This is a genomic window from Hydrogenobaculum sp. 3684 (genome assembly GCF_000213785.1).
In the GTDB taxonomy this organism is placed as follows: domain Bacteria; phylum Aquificota; class Aquificia; order Aquificales; family Aquificaceae; genus Hydrogenobaculum.
In genome coordinates this window covers 1,264,222-1,282,734 of record NC_015557.1, presented here as the reverse complement: position 1 = coordinate 1,282,734, position 18,513 = coordinate 1,264,222, and the positions used below count along the sequence as shown (strand labels likewise).

The 18,513-nt window shown below is 35.4% G+C and carries 20 protein-coding genes and 1 tRNA gene; 16 read left to right on the top strand and 5 right to left on the bottom strand.

Features of this window, described 5'->3' with window-relative positions; all coding sequences use genetic code 11:
• The 10 genes from moeB to HYD3684_RS06840 are packed head-to-tail and all read left to right on the top strand — an operon-like array spanning window position 1 to window position 8,827.
• Window positions 1–816, top strand: a complete 816-nt coding sequence (gene moeB, locus HYD3684_RS06880; RefSeq protein ID WP_015419941.1) for a molybdopterin-synthase adenylyltransferase MoeB — start codon at window positions 1–3, stop codon at window positions 814–816.
• 9 nt (window positions 817–825) lie between these two features.
• Window positions 826–1,599 carry a citryl-CoA lyase gene (locus HYD3684_RS06875; RefSeq protein ID WP_015419940.1) on the top strand — a complete coding sequence of 258 codons (774 nt, stop codon included), beginning with the start codon at window positions 826–828 and terminating at the stop codon, window positions 1,597–1,599.
• Window positions 1,599–1,820, top strand: coding sequence for a DUF167 domain-containing protein (locus tag HYD3684_RS06870; protein WP_015419939.1), 222 nt, complete (start codon window positions 1,599–1,601; stop codon window positions 1,818–1,820). The genes HYD3684_RS06875 and HYD3684_RS06870 overlap by 1 nt, the downstream gene beginning before the upstream one ends.
• Entirely contained in the window at window positions 1,813–3,138 is a 1,326-nt protein-coding gene (locus tag HYD3684_RS06865; RefSeq protein ID WP_015419938.1) for an acetyl-CoA carboxylase biotin carboxylase subunit, read from the top strand. The genes HYD3684_RS06870 and HYD3684_RS06865 overlap by 8 nt, the downstream gene beginning before the upstream one ends.
• An 8-nt stretch (window positions 3,139–3,146) precedes the next feature.
• A complete protein-coding gene (locus HYD3684_RS06860; protein WP_015419937.1) occupies window positions 3,147–3,824 on the top strand; it encodes a flagellar basal body L-ring protein FlgH in 678 nt (225 codons plus the stop codon).
• A 59-nt stretch (window positions 3,825–3,883) separates the two neighbouring features.
• A complete protein-coding gene (locus tag HYD3684_RS08510) occupies window positions 3,884–4,018 on the top strand; it encodes a hypothetical protein (RefSeq protein WP_015419936.1) in 135 nt (44 codons plus the stop codon).
• A gap of 26 nt (window positions 4,019–4,044) precedes the next feature.
• Window positions 4,045–6,327, top strand: coding sequence for a plasma-membrane proton-efflux P-type ATPase (locus HYD3684_RS06855; protein ID WP_015419935.1), 2,283 nt, complete (start codon window positions 4,045–4,047; stop codon window positions 6,325–6,327).
• 7 nt (window positions 6,328–6,334) lie between these two features.
• Window positions 6,335–6,619 (top strand): Asp-tRNA(Asn)/Glu-tRNA(Gln) amidotransferase subunit GatC, encoded by a 285-nt coding sequence (gene gatC / locus HYD3684_RS06850; protein ID WP_015419934.1) that lies wholly within the window; start codon window positions 6,335–6,337, stop codon window positions 6,617–6,619.
• A gap of 11 nt (window positions 6,620–6,630) precedes the next feature.
• Window positions 6,631–7,689: a recombinase RecA gene (gene recA, locus HYD3684_RS06845; protein WP_015419933.1), complete on the top strand. Its 1,059-nt coding sequence runs from the start codon at window positions 6,631–6,633 to the stop codon at window positions 7,687–7,689.
• Between the two features lie 4 nt (window positions 7,690–7,693).
• The gene (locus HYD3684_RS06840; RefSeq protein ID WP_015419932.1) at window positions 7,694–8,827 is read left to right on the top strand and encodes an aspartate aminotransferase family protein; all 1,134 of its coding nucleotides are present in this window, start codon (window positions 7,694–7,696) and stop codon (window positions 8,825–8,827) included.
• Here HYD3684_RS06840 and HYD3684_RS06835 read toward each other — a convergent pair.
• Both HYD3684_RS06835 and HYD3684_RS06830 read right to left on the bottom strand, forming a co-directional pair.
• Window positions 8,822–10,051, bottom strand: coding sequence for a ComEC/Rec2 family competence protein (locus HYD3684_RS06835; protein ID WP_015419931.1), 1,230 nt, complete (start codon window positions 10,049–10,051; stop codon window positions 8,822–8,824). The two genes, HYD3684_RS06840 and HYD3684_RS06835, sit on opposite strands and share 6 nt — an antisense overlap.
• Complete coding sequence (locus tag HYD3684_RS06830; protein ID WP_015419930.1) at window positions 10,029–10,622, bottom strand: D-sedoheptulose 7-phosphate isomerase; 594 nt, start codon at window positions 10,620–10,622, stop codon at window positions 10,029–10,031. The genes HYD3684_RS06835 and HYD3684_RS06830 overlap by 23 nt, the downstream gene beginning before the upstream one ends.
• Window positions 10,623–10,684: 62 nt before the next feature.
• On the opposite strand from HYD3684_RS06830, the gene HYD3684_RS06825 reads away from it, so the two are divergent.
• The 6 genes from HYD3684_RS06825 to HYD3684_RS06800 all read left to right on the top strand — a co-directional run bounded on the left by HYD3684_RS06825 (window position 10,685) and on the right by HYD3684_RS06800 (window position 14,477).
• Window positions 10,685–11,113, top strand: coding sequence for an RsmD family RNA methyltransferase (locus tag HYD3684_RS06825; RefSeq protein WP_012514409.1), 429 nt, complete (start codon window positions 10,685–10,687; stop codon window positions 11,111–11,113).
• Entirely contained in the window at window positions 11,113–11,742 is a 630-nt protein-coding gene (locus HYD3684_RS06820; RefSeq protein WP_015419929.1) for an HAD-IA family hydrolase, read from the top strand. The genes HYD3684_RS06825 and HYD3684_RS06820 overlap by 1 nt, the downstream gene beginning before the upstream one ends.
• 46 nt (window positions 11,743–11,788) lie before the next feature.
• Window positions 11,789–11,871, top strand: a tRNA-Leu gene (locus HYD3684_RS06815).
• 30 nt (window positions 11,872–11,901) lie between these two features.
• Window positions 11,902–12,819, top strand: coding sequence for a branched-chain amino acid transaminase (locus HYD3684_RS06810; protein WP_015419928.1), 918 nt, complete (start codon window positions 11,902–11,904; stop codon window positions 12,817–12,819).
• Window positions 12,809–13,909 carry a hypothetical protein gene (locus HYD3684_RS06805; RefSeq protein ID WP_015419927.1) on the top strand — a complete coding sequence of 367 codons (1,101 nt, stop codon included), beginning with the start codon at window positions 12,809–12,811 and terminating at the stop codon, window positions 13,907–13,909. The genes HYD3684_RS06810 and HYD3684_RS06805 overlap by 11 nt, the downstream gene beginning before the upstream one ends.
• Entirely contained in the window at window positions 13,899–14,477 is a 579-nt protein-coding gene (locus HYD3684_RS06800) for an outer membrane lipoprotein carrier protein LolA (protein ID WP_015419926.1), read from the top strand. Before HYD3684_RS06805 ends, HYD3684_RS06800 begins: the two co-directional genes overlap by 11 nt.
• Window position 14,478: 1 nt before the next feature.
• Here HYD3684_RS06800 and HYD3684_RS06795 read toward each other — a convergent pair whose 3' ends face one another.
• The 3 genes from HYD3684_RS06795 to HYD3684_RS06785 are packed head-to-tail and all read right to left on the bottom strand — an operon-like array spanning window position 14,479 to window position 18,512.
• Window positions 14,479–15,012: a glycine cleavage system protein H gene (locus HYD3684_RS06795; RefSeq protein WP_015419925.1), complete on the bottom strand. Its 534-nt coding sequence runs from the start codon at window positions 15,010–15,012 to the stop codon at window positions 14,479–14,481.
• Between the two features lie 51 nt (window positions 15,013–15,063).
• Window positions 15,064–16,404 (bottom strand): UDP-N-acetylmuramoyl-tripeptide--D-alanyl-D-alanine ligase, encoded by a 1,341-nt coding sequence (gene murF / locus HYD3684_RS06790; protein ID WP_015419924.1) that lies wholly within the window; start codon window positions 16,402–16,404, stop codon window positions 15,064–15,066.
• A complete protein-coding gene (locus tag HYD3684_RS06785; RefSeq protein WP_015419923.1) occupies window positions 16,401–18,512 on the bottom strand; it encodes a bifunctional (p)ppGpp synthetase/guanosine-3',5'-bis(diphosphate) 3'-pyrophosphohydrolase in 2,112 nt (703 codons plus the stop codon). The genes murF and HYD3684_RS06785 overlap by 4 nt, the downstream gene beginning before the upstream one ends.
• Window position 18,513 lies beyond the last annotated feature (1 nt).

Here is an 18,513-nt window from a genome sequence, read left to right as displayed (position 1 = left end):
ATGTTTGATTTTACTGAAGAGCAAATTAAAAGATATGCAAGACATATAATATTACCAGAAGTAGGTGGTGTTGGACAAAAAAAGATAAGCCAAGCCAAAATTTTGGTAATAGGTGCCGGTGGGCTTGGATCACCAGCTATATATTACTTAGCGGCAGCTGGGGTTGGTACACTTGGCATTGTAGATTTTGATAAAGTAGACTATTCAAATCTCCAAAGGCAAATTATTCATACAGAAGATAGGGTAGGAATGCCTAAAGTTGAATCTGCCGCCATGACGGTAAAAGCCCTAAACAAAGATGTAAACGTCATCACTTACAACACTATGATAAACAAAGACAACGTAATGGATATTATAAAAGATTACGACATCATATTAGATGGTACCGACAACTTTCCCACAAGGTTTTTAATAAACGATGCTTGCTATTTCTTAGGTAAAAAGCTTGTATCAGCCGCGATGCTCAGATTCGAAGGTCAAATAACCGTATTTAACTACGAAGACAAGGAAAACTCTCCTTGTTATAGGTGTTTGTTCCCAGAACCACCGCCCCCGGGGCTTGTGCCCACTTGCCAAGAAGCTGGCATACTCGGTTCTATCGGTGGTATAATGGGTGCAATACAAGCCACAGAAGCTTTAAAACTTGTAATAGGCTGTGGAGAGCCCCTTATAGGTAAACTGCTTATCATGGATGCTTTGTCTATGGATTTTAGAAAAGTAAATCTAAGAAAAGATAAATCTTGCCCGCTTTGCGGAGAAAACGCTCATATAAAAGAGCTAATAGAATATGAACAAACCTGCGATGTTCATTTTTAGGAGGTTTAGATGGAAAAAAAATGGCGTACCGGTATCACTCTTCACAAAGGCGAAGACACCTATATAAGAGGTTACAAGCTATTAGACTTAGTAGGTAACCTTAGCTTTTCACAAGCGATATATCTAATATTAAAAGGTGAGCTGCCATCTGAAAAAGAAGCCAAGATGATGGATGCTATCTTTGTATCTGTAATAGACCACGGCATAGCTCCACCTTCTGTAATAGCTGCAAGAGCTGTAGCCTCTGGTGGCAACACGCTAAACGTAGGAGTAGCCGCTGGTGTTGCGACATTTGGTTCTGCTCACGGTGGGGCTTTGGAAGATGCGATGAAGTTTATGCAAGATAACATAAACAAAAATATAGAAGAGCTTGTAAAAGAATATCTTGAAAATAAAAAACCAATACCTGGTTTTGGACATAAATACTACAAAGAATTTGACCCAAGGACAAAGAGGCTGATGGATATAGCTAAATCTTTGGGCTTTTACGATAAGTATTGTGCTTTTGCAGAAAAAGTAGAAGAAGAGATACTTAAACAAAAGGGCAAAAAGCTCGTGTTAAACGTAGACGGTGCCATAGCTGCTGTTACATCGGAAATGGGGTTTGATTGGAGGCTTGGTAAAGGATTTTTCATAATAGGAAGGGTTCCTGGGCTTGTAGCTCACGTATACGAAGAACTTACCAAAGAAAAGCCTTTTAGCAAGAGATTAAACGAAAAGGAAGAAACTGAATACACCGGGATAGAACCAAGAGAGCTTCCTCAAGAGTTTAAAAAGTTTTAATGATTTTAAGGGTAAAAGTAAAACCAAACGCAAAAACCGTTTCGGTGGAGCAATTAGAAGACAAAAGCTTAAAAATAAGCATAAAAGCTCCGCCGGTGGACGGTAAAGCAAACGAAGAACTCATCAACGTTTTGTCGGAATTTCTAAAAGTATCAAAATCTAAGATACACATAAAAGCAGGAAAAAGCTCAAAAGAAAAACTTGTGGAAATATATGATTAAAAAGCTACTTATAGCAAATAGAGGCGAAATCGCCGTAAGAATTATAAGAACCGCCAAAGAGATGGGCATAAAAACCGTGGCCATATACTCCGAAGCAGATAAAAATTCCCTACACGTAGAAATGGCTGATGAAGCAATATGCATAGGCCCGCCGAAGGCAGCCGATAGCTACTTAAATATTCCTTCTATAATGGCAGCCGCAGAAGTTACAAAAGTAGACGCCATACACCCAGGATACGGCTTTTTGTCGGAAAATCCAACATTTGCAGAAATAGTTCAAGCTAGCAATATAAAGTTTGTGGGACCACCTTCAGAAGTTATAGAATTAAGCGGTGATAAGGTAAAGGCCAAGGAGATAGCAAAGAAAGCTGGAGTACCGGTAGTACCAGGAAGCGACGGTGAAGTAAGCTTTTTAGAAGCAAAGGAGATAGCTCACAAAATAGGATATCCAGTTGTGTTAAAAGCGGCAGCCGGTGGCGGTGGTAGAGGCATAAGGATAGTAAGAGACGATAAAGAGCTTCTTGAAGTGATGCAAACAGCTATGGCAGAAGCAAAAAATTCCTTTGGAGATGAAAGGATATATATAGAAAAATACCTTATAAACCCAAAACATATAGAAGTACAAATACTATCTGATGGGAAAAACGTAATAACCTTAGGAGAAAGAGAATGCTCTTTACAAAGAAGGCATCAAAAGATAATAGAAGAATCGCCTTCTGCTTCAATATCTGATTCTGAAAGAGAGCTGCTATACGAATACGCTATAAGGTTTGCAAAAGCTATAAACTACATAGGAGCTGGCACTGTAGAATTCCTCTACACAGAAGGGCAATTTTATTTCATAGAAATGAACGCTCGTATACAAGTAGAACATCCCGTAACCGAGATGACTACAGGAATAGACATAGTGTCTTATCAGCTTTTAATAGCGGATGAAGGTGAGCTTGATATAGACTCTATAAAACCACGAGGATTTGCTATAGAATGTAGAATAAATGCAGAAGACCCTATTACTTTCATACCATCTGTAGGTGTTGTTGAAAAACTAAGATTACCAGGCGGGTTTGGAGTAAGAGTAGATACCCATCTTTACCAAGGCTATAGCATACCCCAATATTACGACTCTCTTTTAGCCAAAATAATAGCTTATGGTAAAAATAAAGAAGAAGCTATAAATCGCATGAAAAGAGCTATTAACGAAACAAAGATAGAAGGAAAATCTCTAAAATCAAACTTAGATCTTCACAGAAAACTTTTAGACACAACAGAGTTCAAAAAAAATGAGCATCATGTAAGATTTTTAGAAAACATGATATAATTTGGAAAATGAAGTTTAAGAAGCTTGTTTTTTTAGCTTTTAACGTTATAATGCTTAGTTTATTGCTAAATAGCTGTGCTTCAACGCCTCATCACTTAAAATACTTACCCTATTCAACACCATCTCAAAATCTAAACTATGCATCAAAAGGTAGCCTGTACGTACCAGATAGTCCTATGGCTAATCTTTACAGCGACCAAAGGGCTTTTGCAGTGGGGGATTTGGTACACATCCTTGTTTCAGAAAGCGTAAACGCCGTAGAAAGTATATCAAATCAAACTCAACGTTCAAGCACATTCAACGACGCTATCTCCTCGTTTTTTGGACTTCCTTCAAGTACTCTTAGAAATTTAGGGGTTGGAGCAAACTCAAACGCACAGCAAAAAGCTCAAGGCACAGAATCTCAAAGCGGGGTTTTTACTACTACTATTACAGCTTATGTAAAAAGAGTTTACCCAAATGGCAACCTTCTCATAGAAGGTCATAAAATTATATATCTAAACAACGTAGAAAGGGTAATTACGTTAAGGGGTATCGTAAGACCTCAAGATATAGACAACACAGATACCGTCCCAAGCCAGGATATAGCAAACTTAGAGATTTTATACCAAGGCCATGGTTATCTAGTAAATGGCTCTCAACCAGGATGGCTAGCTAGATTTTTGGCAAAGATCCTCCCCTTTTAAAATAAAATCATTGACTTTTTTCATAAATCGCAATAATATGATATAGAAGGAGATTTTTTATGGGAATTTCTGAGATAGTAGGCGTGATAACGCTTATTGGTATAGTGGTGTATTTTATATGGATGTTTGTTTACGATCCAAATGATGAATCCGATAAAGTCTTAGATTACGATGAGCAAGAGAATGAAACATAAACTAAAGTTATGTTAAAATAAGCTTTGTGGAAAGTTACAAAGGCTTAACGGAAGATCAAGCTAAAGAAAATATAAAAAAGTATGGCTTTAACGAAATAAAAGAAAAAAAAGAATCAACCTTTGTCTTGTTTCTCAAAAAATTTTGGGGTCCTATACCTTGGCTTTTAGAATTTACAGGTATATTGACGTTTTTACTAAAAAAGTATCCTGATGCGATAGCTATTTTTGTATTGCTAATATTTAACGGGGTAGTATCTTTTTGGCATGAGCTAAGCGCTCAAAACGCTTTGGAGCTTTTAAAAAAACATCTAAGTGTAAAAGCTAAAGTACTAAGAGACGGCATTTGGAAAGAGATAGATGCAAAGTATATTACAATAGATGATATTGTACTTTTACAAAGTGGATTTGCAGTACCAGCTGATGTAGAGATTTTAGAAGGTGCGATATCGGTAGACCAATCAAGTATAACAGGAGAATCTCTTCCTAAAAGCCTAAAACCTAAAGATACAGCGTATATGGGTTCTTTTGTGGTAAGAGGAGAGGCTATAGGAAGGGTGATAAACATAGGAGAGCATACGTTTTTTGGAAAATCTGCAAAGCTAGTACAAGAGGCTAAAACCAAAACCCAGCTTGAAGTAGTGGTTTTTGAGCTGGTAAAATACTTATTTTTGTTTGGGGTCTTTCTCATAATAATATTGTTAGGTCTTTCCATATCAAAAGGTTTTTATTTAGGCGATGTTTTACCTGTTCTTGTGGTAATGCTCATTCCTATCATACCTGTAGCTTTGCCAGCGGCTTTCACACTCTCCACAGCGCTTGGAGCAAAAGAACTTGCTAAAAACGGTGTCCTCACCACAAAACTCTCAGCTATCGAATCTGCTGCATCGATGGATATACTTTGCACCGATAAAACAGGTACTATTACAAAAAACAAGATAACAGTAGATAAAATCCTCCCTGTAGGTAATTACCAAGAAAAAGATGTAATGTGTTACGGAGCCATATCTTCTGACCCAAAGCAAAAAGACCCCATAGAAGAGGCAATATTTAACTATTTAAAAGACGATTGCTACAAAATAGAAAAAGAAGATTTTGAGGCTTTTGATCCATCAAAAAAATACTCAACAGCAAAAATCAAAAAAGACAACGAAGAAATATATGTATTTAAAGGTTCGCCTAAAGTAGCTCCCATAGAAGATGAAAATCAAGAAAACCTTTACAAAGAAATGGCTAGCATGGGGCTAAGAGTTTTGGCGGTTTGGATAGAAAAAGACCACAAAAAAGAGTTGGTGGGTTTTATAGGCTTTTCTGATCCTCCAAGAGAAGACTCTAAAGAACTTATAGAAAAAATAAGGGACTTAGGTGTAGATGTAAAAATGATTACCGGTGATACCAAAGAAACTGCAAGTCATATAGCCTCTTTGGTAGGGATAGAAGGTGATGTTTGCGAAGCAAAAGATATAAGAGAAGCCTGCGGAGTGTTTGCCGGAGTATTACCAGAAGATAAATTTAAAATTGTAAAAACCTACCAAAAGATGGGTCATATAGTAGGTATGACCGGAGATGGCATCAACGATGCTCCAGCTTTAAAACAGGCAGACTTTGGTATAGCAGTCTCAAACGCCACAGATGTGGCAAAAGCGGCCGCTTCAGTGGTTTTAACAGAAGAGGGACTAATAAATATAGTTTCTGCCATAGTGGTATCAAGAAAAATATATCAAAGACTTCTAACATACGTATTCTCAAAGACCATAAGAGTTTTTGCCGTAGTGCTTACGATATTTGCATTTTTTATTATAGACAAAGATTTTGTACTCACTACAAAAATGATAATAGCCATGTTTTTTTACAACGATTTTCTTACGCTTTCTTTGGCCACAGACAACGTTGGCTATTCTCAAAAACCAGATAAATGGGATATAAAAAAGATATCTATAGCATCTTTGGCATTTGGTATTTTTAGTGTTTTATGGATTGTAGGTGGTATATACATCTTTGGTCATCTAGTATTCAAGCTTCCTCTTCAAAATATAAAAACTCTAACTTTTCTTGCCTTAGTCCTTACCATACCCGTCAGTATATTCTCAGTAAGAGAAAGAGACTTTGGTATAAAAAATATGCCTTCAAAAGCATTATTGTTTTCTATGCTTTTTGCAATAGTAGGTTCAAACCTTATGGCTTTATACGGTTTTCTAATGCCAAAGCTTCCAGTTTATATAGTACTCACAATGGACCTTTACATATTCTTAATGTTTATACCCTTTAATACATTAAAGATTTTTACTTTTAAAAGCCTCAAAATGATATAATAAGAATATGAGTATTAGCAAAGAAGAGGTTATAAAAATAGCAAAGCTTTCAAGGTTAGAGTTAAAAGAGGATGAAGTAGAGTTTTTCTCAGCTCAAATGAAAAACATACTTGATTTTGTAAACAAGCTAAATGAAGTAAAAGCCGAGCTCCTAGAAGAAGAGTATAGCAACTCTACACCTTTAAGAGAAGATGAACCAGAGGCTTCTTTAGAGGTGGACAAAGTCCTTCTAAACGCTCCAGCTAAGCGTTTAAACATGTTTGAAGTTCCAAAAATAGTAGATGCAAACTGACTGAGGTAGTTATGGATCAAGAAAAGAAAAAAGCCTTAGAGGCGACTCTTACACAAGTAGAAAAGAAATACGGCAAAGGTGCCGTTATGCCTATGAAGGCCGCCTACGAAAAACAAACCATAAACGTCATTCCTACAGGGATATTGTCTGTGGATAGAGCTACGGGAGTAGGTGGCTTACCAAGGGGTAAGATTATAGAAATATTTGGACCAGAATCTGCAGGCAAAACCACATTAGCCCTTTATGCTATAGCAGAAGCCCAAAAGCAAGGGGGTATAGCGCTTTTTATAGACGCAGAACACGCTTTGGACCCAAAGTACGCCGTAAAACTTGGGGTAAATCTTGATGCTATGTATATATCCCAGCCAGATTATGGAGAGCAAGCCCTTGAGATAGCGGATGCTTTTATAAACTCAAACACAGTGGATATTATAGTAGTAGACTCGGTGGCTGCTTTGGTACCAAAAGATGAATTAGAAGGCGAAATGGGTGATGCTCAAGTAGGTAAACAAGCAAGGCTTATGTCTCAGGCTTTAAGAAAACTAAAGGGAGCCACCAATAAATCCAATACAACCCTTATATTTATAAATCAAATAAGAGAAAAAATAGGTCAGATGTACGGAAACCCAGAAACCACACCGGGCGGAAGAGCTTTGAAGTTTTTTGCAGATATGAGGCTTGAAGTAAGAAAAACTGGAGATATAAAAGCCGGAGATAACAAAATAGGCTACAGTGCGAAGGTAAGGGTAGTAAAAAACAAATTAGCACCACCTTTCCAAGAGGGCGAATACGAAGTTTACTTTGGCGAAGGTGTATGTAAAATCTGTGATCTTGTAAACGTAGCAATAGAGATGGGTATAATTCAAAAAAGCGGTAGTTGGTACAGCTATCAAGATACAAAGATAGGCCAAGGCAAAGAACAAGTTAAGACATTTTTAACTGAAAACAAAGATATAGCAAAAGACATAGAAACCAAAATAAGACAAGCCATATATAGCTCCAACAACCCACCACCATCAGAAGAAAACAAAAAAGAGCAAAAAGCCCAAACCAAAAAAGAAGAAGCGTAGTTTTATGTTTTTAATGAACACGTATCCTCGTAAAGATATTGCTTTTGTAAGAGGAGAAAATTCTGTTTTATTTGACAAAAATGGTAAAAGGTACATAGATTTTTTATCAGGTATTGCTGTAAATACGCTAGGGTATTCACATCAAAAGCTTAAAAACGCTTTGAAAAATCAAATAGATGAGATAATCCATACTTCAAACCTATACGAAAACCCTTGGCAAGAAGAAGTAGCTTCAAAGTTAATAAGCTTTTATAAAGACAGGGGCAAAGTATTTTTTTGCAACAGCGGCACAGAAGCCAACGAAGCAGCCATAAAACTAACAAGAAAATACTTCAAGGACAAAGGAAAAGACAAATACCGTATCATCACATTTAAAGGCGGGTTTCACGGAAGGACTATGGGCTCTTTGTCGGCCACTCCCAGACCAAACCTGCACCAAGGTTTTGAACCGATGCTTGAGGGTTTTGATTACGCCGAGTTTAACGATATAAACTCCGTTAAAAGCCTAATGACGGATAAAACAGCAGGCATAATGATAGAAGCCATTCAAGGAGAAGGTGGTATAAACGAAGCAAACTTAGATTTTCTAAAAGAGCTTGAAATATTATGCAAAGAAAACGATATGCTTCTTATCTTGGATGAGGTCCAAGCTGGCATGGGAAGAACCGGTAAGTTTTTTGCATATCAATATGCAGATATAAAACCAGATATCGTTACGATGGCAAAAGGGCTTGGCTCTGGGCTTCCTATAGGAGCTGTTATTGCAAAAGATGAGATTTCAGAATCTTTTGGAGTGGGTACCCACGGGGCTACCTTTGGAGGAAACGCCCTTTCTTGCATGGCAGCATCTATTACCCTTGATGAGATACCAAATCTTATGAAAGACATACCTTCAAAAGAGGCAATATTTAGAAACGCTTTAGAAAGTTTTGGGCTTTTAAAAGGAAAAGGATTGATGCTTGGGCTTGATATAAAAAAAGATTGCAAAGAGATATCAAATGAACTTCACAAAAGAGGGCTTGTAATAAACTGCACCGCCAACAGCGTTTTAAGAATGCTTCCGCCTCTTGTTATCACAAAAGAAGAGATAGAAGAGGGATTAGATATATTGACATCTACGCTAAAAGATCTTTTATAAACCCCACATAGCGTAAGCTAAACCAAAAAGAAATATCATAGAAAAGACTTTTAAAAATCTATCTTTTATAAAAACTATAGATAGTAGCAAAAGTCCATCAAAAACCACTCCATAGTAAATAGGTATTTTAAAGTACATAGGTCTTAGATTTAGCTCATAAACGATATCTCCAAAATAATAGGCTATTTTATTTAAAGGTATATAAAATATAGGTATAGAAAAAACCGTTAATATGTTTAAAAGCCCCAAAACAAGGTATAATTCTACAACTAGAAGCAAAAACGGTACCACCAAAACAGCTAATATAGATATAGGCCCAAGCTTTGAAATCATTGGCATAGAACTAAGAATTGCCACCAAAGAAAGCTCCATAGAAAGCGCTATCTTACCAAAGAAGGTTTTAGGAGTTTCTACGCTTTTAAGATAAAAGAGTATATAAAATGTTATAACCATTGAAAGCCAAAAACCAATACTTTTATAAAAAGATATATTAAAACAAAGCGTAAGAATACCAGATATAAAAAATATTTTTATGTTGCTTGCGTATCTATAAAAGGTTTTTAGCAAAACACTCACTATAAGATAGCTAACAGCCCTTATTATAGGAGCCCCGTGTTCCATAAAAATACCGACATAGGTTATCAAAAGTAAAAGTGCAAAAACATCTTTATACTCACCAAAAAAGAGGTTTGATAGATTTTTAAATATAAGGTCTATATGTATCCCAGACATAATGAGCAAAAATATCAAAGAGTTTACCGAAAAACTTGTAAGAAGGTCCTCTGGAAGAGCCTTCACGCCCTCTCCAAACAAAAGCGCAAGGCCTATATCCTTTGACCAATCGTTTGAAGTGGTGCTTTTGAACCTATTTTTTAAAAATATCTTTAGTCTTTCTAAAAGCCCCAAATCACGGTTATTTGGTTTTGATATTTCCAAAAAATCTTTTGAAGTTTTTGCGATGCCGTTTTTTACCTTTATATAACCTTTTATATAGCTATCTTTTGGAAGTTTTATGTTTAGATGCAAGATATCGCCTTTTAGATAAGATGGGTTTAGTACCTTTACTTCAGAATTTGTCAATGCTTTAGCCTCTATTTTGTAAAAACCATTTTTTAGATGGGTTTTAGGGCTTTTAATATTATCTTTAAAAGTCAGAAAACCTAAAAGTATAAAAAATAAAAGTGGATATAAAAATACACTTTTAGGCCATAGATAGCTTTTCATTTACAACTTCATCTATGATTTCGCATAAAGTGTGTCCAAGTGTTATGTGACACTCTTGGATTCTTGCTGTATCGTAAGAGGGTACTACAAAACTATAATGGGCTATATCCACCACCTTGCCCCCTTGCTTACCGCTAAAAGCTATGGTAGTAGCTCCCATATCGTGAGCTTTCATAAGACCTTTTATTACGTTTGGAGAGTTCCCAGATGTAGATATACCAATAGCCACATCCCCAGGCATACAAAGGGCTTCTATCTGACGCTCAAAGATTACATCAAATCCATAATCGTTACCAACGGCTGTAAGTATAGAAGTATCTGTGGTAAGGGCTATAGAAGGAAGGCCTTTTCTTTCTTTTTTGTAGCGCCCCACAATCTCTGCGGCTAAATGCTGTGAGTCTGCTGCTGAGCCCCCATTTCCAAAAAACAAAATTTTATTACCATCCAAAAGAGCCTGAGCCATGATAAGTCCCACTTCTACTATCCTATCTTTATACATCTCCAAAAATGCCCTTTTGGTCTCTATGCTGTTTATAAAAGAGTCATTTACAATTTTTAACAAGTCTTCCATGTAAATATTATAAATTATCCTAAAAGCAAAGTCTTTAGATCATAAAATGATATAATAATTAAATGTCTTATAGGCCCACGTCTTCAATGGTGAAATTAGCTATATTCAACATAATTGGAGATATAGAGGGGCTCATGTTTTTAGAGCTTTTTGCTGGAAGCGCCACAATATCTTTGGAAGCAAAAAAGCGAGGTGCCATACCAACAGCGGTAGATATATCTAATAAAAACGTAAAAACCAAAGATGTAAAGTTTGTTAAAAGAGACGTTTTATCGTTTTTAAAAAGCTCAAAAGAGCAATTTGATATTGTATTTGCAGATCCTCCTTACAAATTTCAAGATTACGATAAGCTTCTTTTTTTGGTAAAAAATGTTTTGTCAGAAGGTGGGCTTTTTATACTAGAGCACAGTTCAAAACTTGATTTTGGCTCGAAAGACAAAAGAGTTTACGGGGACACGGCGATATCTTTTTGGTACAAGGAGGAGCTTTGATGCGCTTTGAAGGATACATATTTGATTTGGACGGCACTTTGATAGATTCTTTGGAAGACATAGCAAACGCTGCCAACAAAACACTAAGAGATTTAGGATTTGAGGAAAAATCAAAAGAAGAAATAAGAAAACACATAGGCTCAGGGGCAAGGGAACTTTTTAAAGGAATCTTACCAAGCGAATCTCACTTGGAAAAAGCTGTAGAAATATTTAAATCCTACTATGCCCAAGAACCTGTAAAACATACCAAATTGTTTGATGGTGCATTAGAGGTTTTAAAGCTTTTAAAATCAAAAAATAAGAAAATGGTCATAGTATCAAACAAACCTTTAGAACTTAGCAATATAATATTAAAAGCTCTAAACATAGAACATTATTTTGAATATATAGTAGGTCCAGAAACCTACAATGAAAGAAAACCTTCTCCTATACCCATAATAAAAACTTTAGATAAATTAAACATCGCTCCAGAAAAGTCAATAGTAATAGGAGATACGTATGTAGATATAGAGAGTGCAAAAAAATCAAATTGCAAAAGCGCATTGGCAAGCTGGGGCTATGTAAAATTGAAAGAAACAAAGCCAGATTTTGTCCTAAAAAGCTTTGAGGATTTGGTGTATATGATTTGAAGAAGTCATTGACTTAAAAGCCTTTTATATGATATTATAATAACTAGCCGAAGTGGTGGAATGGCAGACACAGGGGACTCAAAATCCCCCGCCCGCAAGGGCATGTGGGTTCAAGTCCCACCTTCGGCATTTTTATTTTATTTTTTAAGAGGTGGTTAAATGGAATACGCTTATTTTGAAGGAAACATAATACCAGTAGAACAAGCCAACATAAACATCAAAACCAACTCTATACACTACGGTACACTTGTTTTTGAAGGCATAAGAACATATTACAACGAAGAACACAAACAGCTTTACATACTTTTTTCCAACGAACATTATCTTAGGCTTTTGAAAAACGCAAAAGCCATGTTTATGAACATAAACAAAACCCCGGAAGAACTAACAGAAATTACAAAAGAAATTTTGAGAAAAAGCGAAATAAGGGAAGATACTTACATAAGACCGTTTGTATATTTTAAAGATTTGGCTCTAACACCAAAACTAAAAGATTTTACGCCAGAAATAGCTATATATACGTATAAATTCGGTAGATACTTAGACACTTCAAAAGGTATTCATGCAAAAGTATCTTCTTGGAAGAGAAACTCAGACAACTCTATACCTTCTCGTTGGAAAGTGGCTGGGGCTTATGTAAATAGCGCTTTAGCCAAAACAGAAGCTTTGATGTCTGGATATGATGAGGCTATACTTTTAAACGAACAAGGAAATATAGCTGAAGGCTCTGGTGAAAATATATTTATAATAAGAGGCAAAAAGCTTATCACACCATCTTTTAGCGAAGGCATATTAGAGGGTATCACAAGAAGAGCCGTCATAAAGCTTGCGAAAAACGAACTATTTTTAGAGGTAGAAGAAAGATCTATAGCCAGAAGCGAGCTTTATATGGCTGATGAGGTGTTTCTAACGGGCACAGCAGCAGAAATAACCCCAGTAATAGCTATAGACAATAGACCAATAGGAGATGGAGGTATAGGTCCCATAACTCAAAAGCTTCAAAAACTATACTTTGATGCGGTAAGAGGAAATATAGAAAGATATAGGCACTGGCTTACTCCAGTATATGACACATAAATTTTTAAAGGAGGTTTGCCAAGAGGTATCAAAATACCCAAGACCTGTAAATTCCTTAGGATCAACCTATACGAAAGATCTTGTAAAAGAGTTTGCCATAAAAAACAATCTACCATTAAGCATAGAAGAGCATAGATCTAAAACCACACCTACACATTTTTTTCTAAAAGCTAAAAAACTAGTAAAACTAAATATATTAAACGAATTCAAAGAGCATGTAGAGGGTAAAATTTTTATTGTTGAAATAGAAAAGTTAAAATATATAAACACCCTTCAAGATTATATTCCAATTTTGCTAATTAAAGATATAGTAGATATAGAACTTTATAAAGACAAAATAAACGACATAAAACCAAAAGCCGTTATATTTAGCCTAACAACCATAGACACAAACTTTTATCAAAGGGTTTTCAACTTCAACATGCCGGTGTTTTCTATTGGCTACAAAGACTTAGAATATATAGAAGAGTTAACATACATAACCTTAGAACCCATAAAAGAAGAACAGATAGAGATAGAAAATATATCTTTTGATATAGGAAGAGGTCCTATTGTATATGTTATTACCTCAATAAGTTCAAAAGATGACAGTTACGGATCTATATACAGTGCTTCATCAATAGCTTTGACACTTGGTATCGCACAATCCTTTTGTAAACATTACAACAGCGATTTTAAATTTAGGTTCTTTTTTACAGAAGAAGATAGCTACAACTTTGAAAGTATACAAAAGCATATTAGCAAAAATCTAAAACACGTTTATTATGCAATATCTGTTTTTAATATGGGTTGGACAAACAAAAGTTGTTTTTATGAAGACGCCCACGGGGATAATTCTCTTTATATGAGCGAAAAATTTTATAAATACGCAAAAAGCATAAATCAAAACATATTTTTCCTAAAGACAAAAACAATGTCTTTTTTGCATGCTCCTTTTAAAAATAAAGATGTAAAAACCCTCATGCTTGGTTCTTATCCTTGCATTGTATCAAATACAAAGTATGACAACATAGAAAGTGTTAGGTTTGAAGAGCTTTGCTCTTGGTTTGAAATATTGTCAGGATTTTTAAGGAGGTTTCATGCGCTTTAAATATATTTTAGTGATTATTTTGATGACATCTTTAGCTTTTGGCGAGGTAGTAGATAAGTTTTTAAATAATATAAAACATATGGAGCTTATAAAAATAGGCTTTCAACAAAAGTTTTACCCAATAGGCTACACTAAGCCTATTGTATCTTATGGTGAAGCGTATATTGAAAACAAACCACCTTTTAAAATAAAACTTACATATGAAAAGCCCAACAAGTTTGTTATACTATACAACGGTAAAAGCACCATACTCTACAACAAAAGCTCAAACTACACTTACTATATAAAAGGTAAAAGCGAAGAGATAAAAGGTATAAGCATATTAAACAAAGATATAACTAGCGTATTTAGACCTATACTTACCTCTTATCAGAATGGCTATTATGAGATACTCTTTATACCAAAATCAAAAATTGTAAAAGATGTATCCTACGTAATTCTAAAATTAACAAGAAATCTAACTCCAGATTCCTTTTACGTTTATATGCCGCAAAAAGGCGTTTTATACATAAAGGTATTGAGCTTTTACAATGAAAAAAACAACGAAGATTTATTTAAGATAAAGTAAATCAATGCTCTTCCTCATAACCAAGCTCATCTTCTGGTATTTCTTCTAAGGGCTCTTCTTCTAATATATCTGGTGAGTGTATTATACCTACTGAACCAGATTCTTCTCTTATTAGCTCTTCCAAATATTCTATATACTCCTCTGAAGACATAAGGTCTTCTACTTCAAGGGGATCTGACATTCTAATCTCCACAATCCAACCTTCTTCATAGGGATCTTCGTTTACTATACTAGGGTTGTCTTCTAAGTAAGAGTTTGTGTTTTCTACAGTGCCAGTAATAGGGGACAACACCTCAAACATTCCTTTAAGACCTTCTATCCTGCAAATTACATCTTGTGGTTCAAAGTAATCTCCTACGCTTGGAAGCTTTATCTCTTCTACGGTATCCACTTGAAATTGCGCGTAATCTGTCAGACCTATTTTAGCTACGCTTCCTTTTACCAAAACCCATACGTGATCTTTTGAATAGTAGTACTTTTGTGTTTTTACTATATACCTTCCTACCACCACTTCGTCTTTTCCTAAATCTTCCATATAAACCTCCAAATATCTATTATATATAATACTTATAAAAAGCAATATATATTATAAACCATTTACAAGCCTATCCACAACGTTTTCCATCTTCATGCCTCTAGAGCCTTTTACCAAAATCATTGTATTGGTATCGGTTTTTTGTTTTAGGCTTTTAACAAGATGAAAAGACAGCTCCTCTTGATTATCAAAGTAAAAAACTTCTTTGTTGGAAAGTTTTAAAACATCGTAAGCGTATTTCATATCGCTTCCATAAAGATACACATTGTTAATATGAGAAGACTTCAGCATAGCCCCTACCTTCTCGTGAAGAGCCTTTGAATACTCTCCCATCTCAAGCATATCTCCCAAAACTATTATCTTATTAAAATCTTTAAAACTATCTATAGTAAGAATGGCATTTCTTACAGAAACAGGATTTGCGTTGTAAGTATCGTCTATTATTCTAAAAGGTCCTTTTTTTATAAGTTGCATCCTTCCTTGCACACCTTTAAAACTCTCAAACCTATCTTTTAACTCCTTCCAATCTATACCAAAAGATGCAAGAACACCAACCGCTGCTGCCGCACTCTCTGCTATACCTATGCTAAGCACTGGTATAGTAAGCCTGATTCCCATTATCTCAAAATGTGTACCTTCTTCGTCTATATAGACATTTTTTACTCTTATATCAGCATCATCTCTAAATCTACAAAAACTAAGCCCATATTCTTTTTTATAAAAGCTATGAAACGCCTTAGGATAGACCCCAGACAAAAGATTCGGAGAGTCAAACACTTCAAAGTTTCCTTTTACCACGTTTTCAATAGAGCCAAAACTCTCAAGGTGCTCTTCTCCTATAGAAGATATAACCCCAACATGTTGTTTTGCAATATTTGTAAGCTTTTTTACATCTTCTAATGCGGTAGCTCCCATCTCCAACACAAGATAATCTATATCATTATCAGCTGTTATAACTACCTTTGGAAGCCCTATTTGAGAGTTAAAATTTTTGTAAGTTTTATGCACTTTACCAGGTAATACATGAGCTATAAGCTCTTTTGTAGTGGTCTTACCAGCAGAACCAGCTATCGCTACAACATTTGCTTTAAGACTAATCCTTTTCAAAGAGGCTATATCCTGCAAAGCCTTTATCGTATCTTTGGCTTTTAGACAAGATTTACCTTTTGCTAGTATCTCTTTACAGTCAAAATCTTCTCTTACCAAAAACCCTGCTATATTTTCATTAAGAAGGTTTTTTATATAAAGATGTCCATCGGTTTTTTCTCCTTTTATAGCTACAAACAAAGCATCTTTTACAGGCTCCCTTGAATCAAAAAATACATCTTTTATCAAAAAAGGTTTTCCCTCGTGTATCAAACCTAAGCTTTTAGAAACTTCTAAAGAGTTCATCCAAACACCCTTTTTACAGATTCTACACCTTTTATAGATTTTATCTCGTCAAAAGCTCTCTTTAAGTCTTTTGTGTTTCTTAATTGCACTTTAAAATCCATGTTTGCTATGTTTAGGTTGTTGGTTTTTGTGGAAGCTTCTACTATGTTTATGTTTGATTTTGTAAAAGCAGAAGACACTTCTGAAAGTATGCCTGGCCTATCTGAAGCTATTACTCTTACCCTCGTGGTGTATAGTTTGTCTTGATTTTTCCAGTCTATTTTTACCACCTTTTGAGGGATGTTTCTAATGGCGTATTGAAGGTTTGGGCATTTCTCATGATGTATAACAATACCGGCGTTTTTTGATATAACCCCCATCACCGGATCTCCTGGAATTGGCATACAGCATTTCGCTACACCAAAAAGCACGTTTGATACACTCTCAAGCTTCAAAGACCCCTCTTTGCCCTCATCTTTTATATGTTTTTGCTCTTTTTCTTTGGAAAATAGCTTTATTATCCTGTTTATTGGGATTTTACCAAAACCCACATTTGCAAAAAGATCTTGCTCGTTTATATCAAAATGCAAACTGAGTTTTTTTATCATATCTTCGAAGCTTACACTTAGTTTCTCTGAAAGCTTTAAAAGGGTTTTGTGACCCTCTTCTATAGCCATTTCTTTTTCTTTTGCTTTTAAGAAAAGCCTAATACGAGTTTTTGCTTTTTTTGTGGTTACAATCTTAAGCCATTCTATTTTTGGGCTTTGAGAGGGGTTTGTTATAATCTCTACCCTATCACCGCTTTGAAGCACATAAGAAAGAGGCACTATCTTGTTGTTTACTATAGCTCTTTGACAGTGGTTTCCTATATCTGTATGTATGTAGTATGCAAAATCAAGCACCGTTGCACCTTTTGGAAGCACTACAACGTCATCTTTTGGAGTAAATACAAATACCTCATCTTCGAAAAGCTCATCTTTAACAGCTTCTATGAGCTCATTGGCGTTTTTGGTTTTTATGCTGTTTAACACCTCTCTTAACCATGCAAATATGGAGTTGTCTTTTGTAGAGGAATTTTCTTTGTAAGCCCAGTGAGCTGCTATACCCTTTTCAGCTCTTTCGTGCATTTCGTAAGTCCTTATCTGTACCTCCACAACTCTTTTTTTTGGACCTTCCACGGCAGTATGAAGAGATTGGTACATGTTTGGTTTTGGAAGTGATATGTAATCATCAAAGCTTCCGGGTATAGGCCTAAAAATGCTATGAACTATGCCCAAAACAGTATAACACTCTGCCACATCCTCTACTATTACCCTTATACCAAGAATATCCTGTAAATCCTCCAAGCTTAGATTTTTTCGTTTTAGCTTTTGATATATGCTGTATATATGTTTTTGTCTATATTGTATGGTGTAGTTTGGTTTTTTATCTTTGAAAAAATCGTTTATGGCTTCTACCAATTTAGGTATGAAGTATTTTTTTAGATAAACCTCTGATTCTGCACTTATTTTTTGGACAAAATCTTTTATTTTTTCGTACTCTTCAGGATGCGTATATTTTAAGTAAAGGTCTTCTAGCTCTTTCTTTATGCTCCATATGCCAAGTCTATGAGCTATCGGAGCGTATATGTCTATGGTCTCATTGGCTATTTCAAGTTGTTTGTGTCTTGGCATGTAATCAAGGGTTCTCATATTGTGTAGTCTATCCGCTAACTTTATGACTATGACCCTTACATCCTTTGACATAGCAAAAAGCATTTTCCTATAGTTTTCAGCCTTTGCATGTTCTTTTGAAGAAAACTTATACTTGTCTATCTTGGTAAGGCCATCCACTAGGCTTGCGATCTGAGGGCCAAACTCCCTTTTTATCTCCTCAACGGTGGTATCGGTATCTTCTACTACGTCGTGTAAAAGCCCAGCTACAATACTATGATAATCCATCCCTATGGAAGCTAATATACTAGCTACAGCTATAGGATGGTTCACATAGGGTTCTCCAGATTTTCTTGTTTGGTTTTCATGCTTTTGATATATAAAATCTATAGCTTTGTTTATAATGTCCTCATGCTCTTTGTATTTGTTTAAAATATCTTCTATGAGTTTTTCGTTGGCTTTATCTAACGTTTTCATA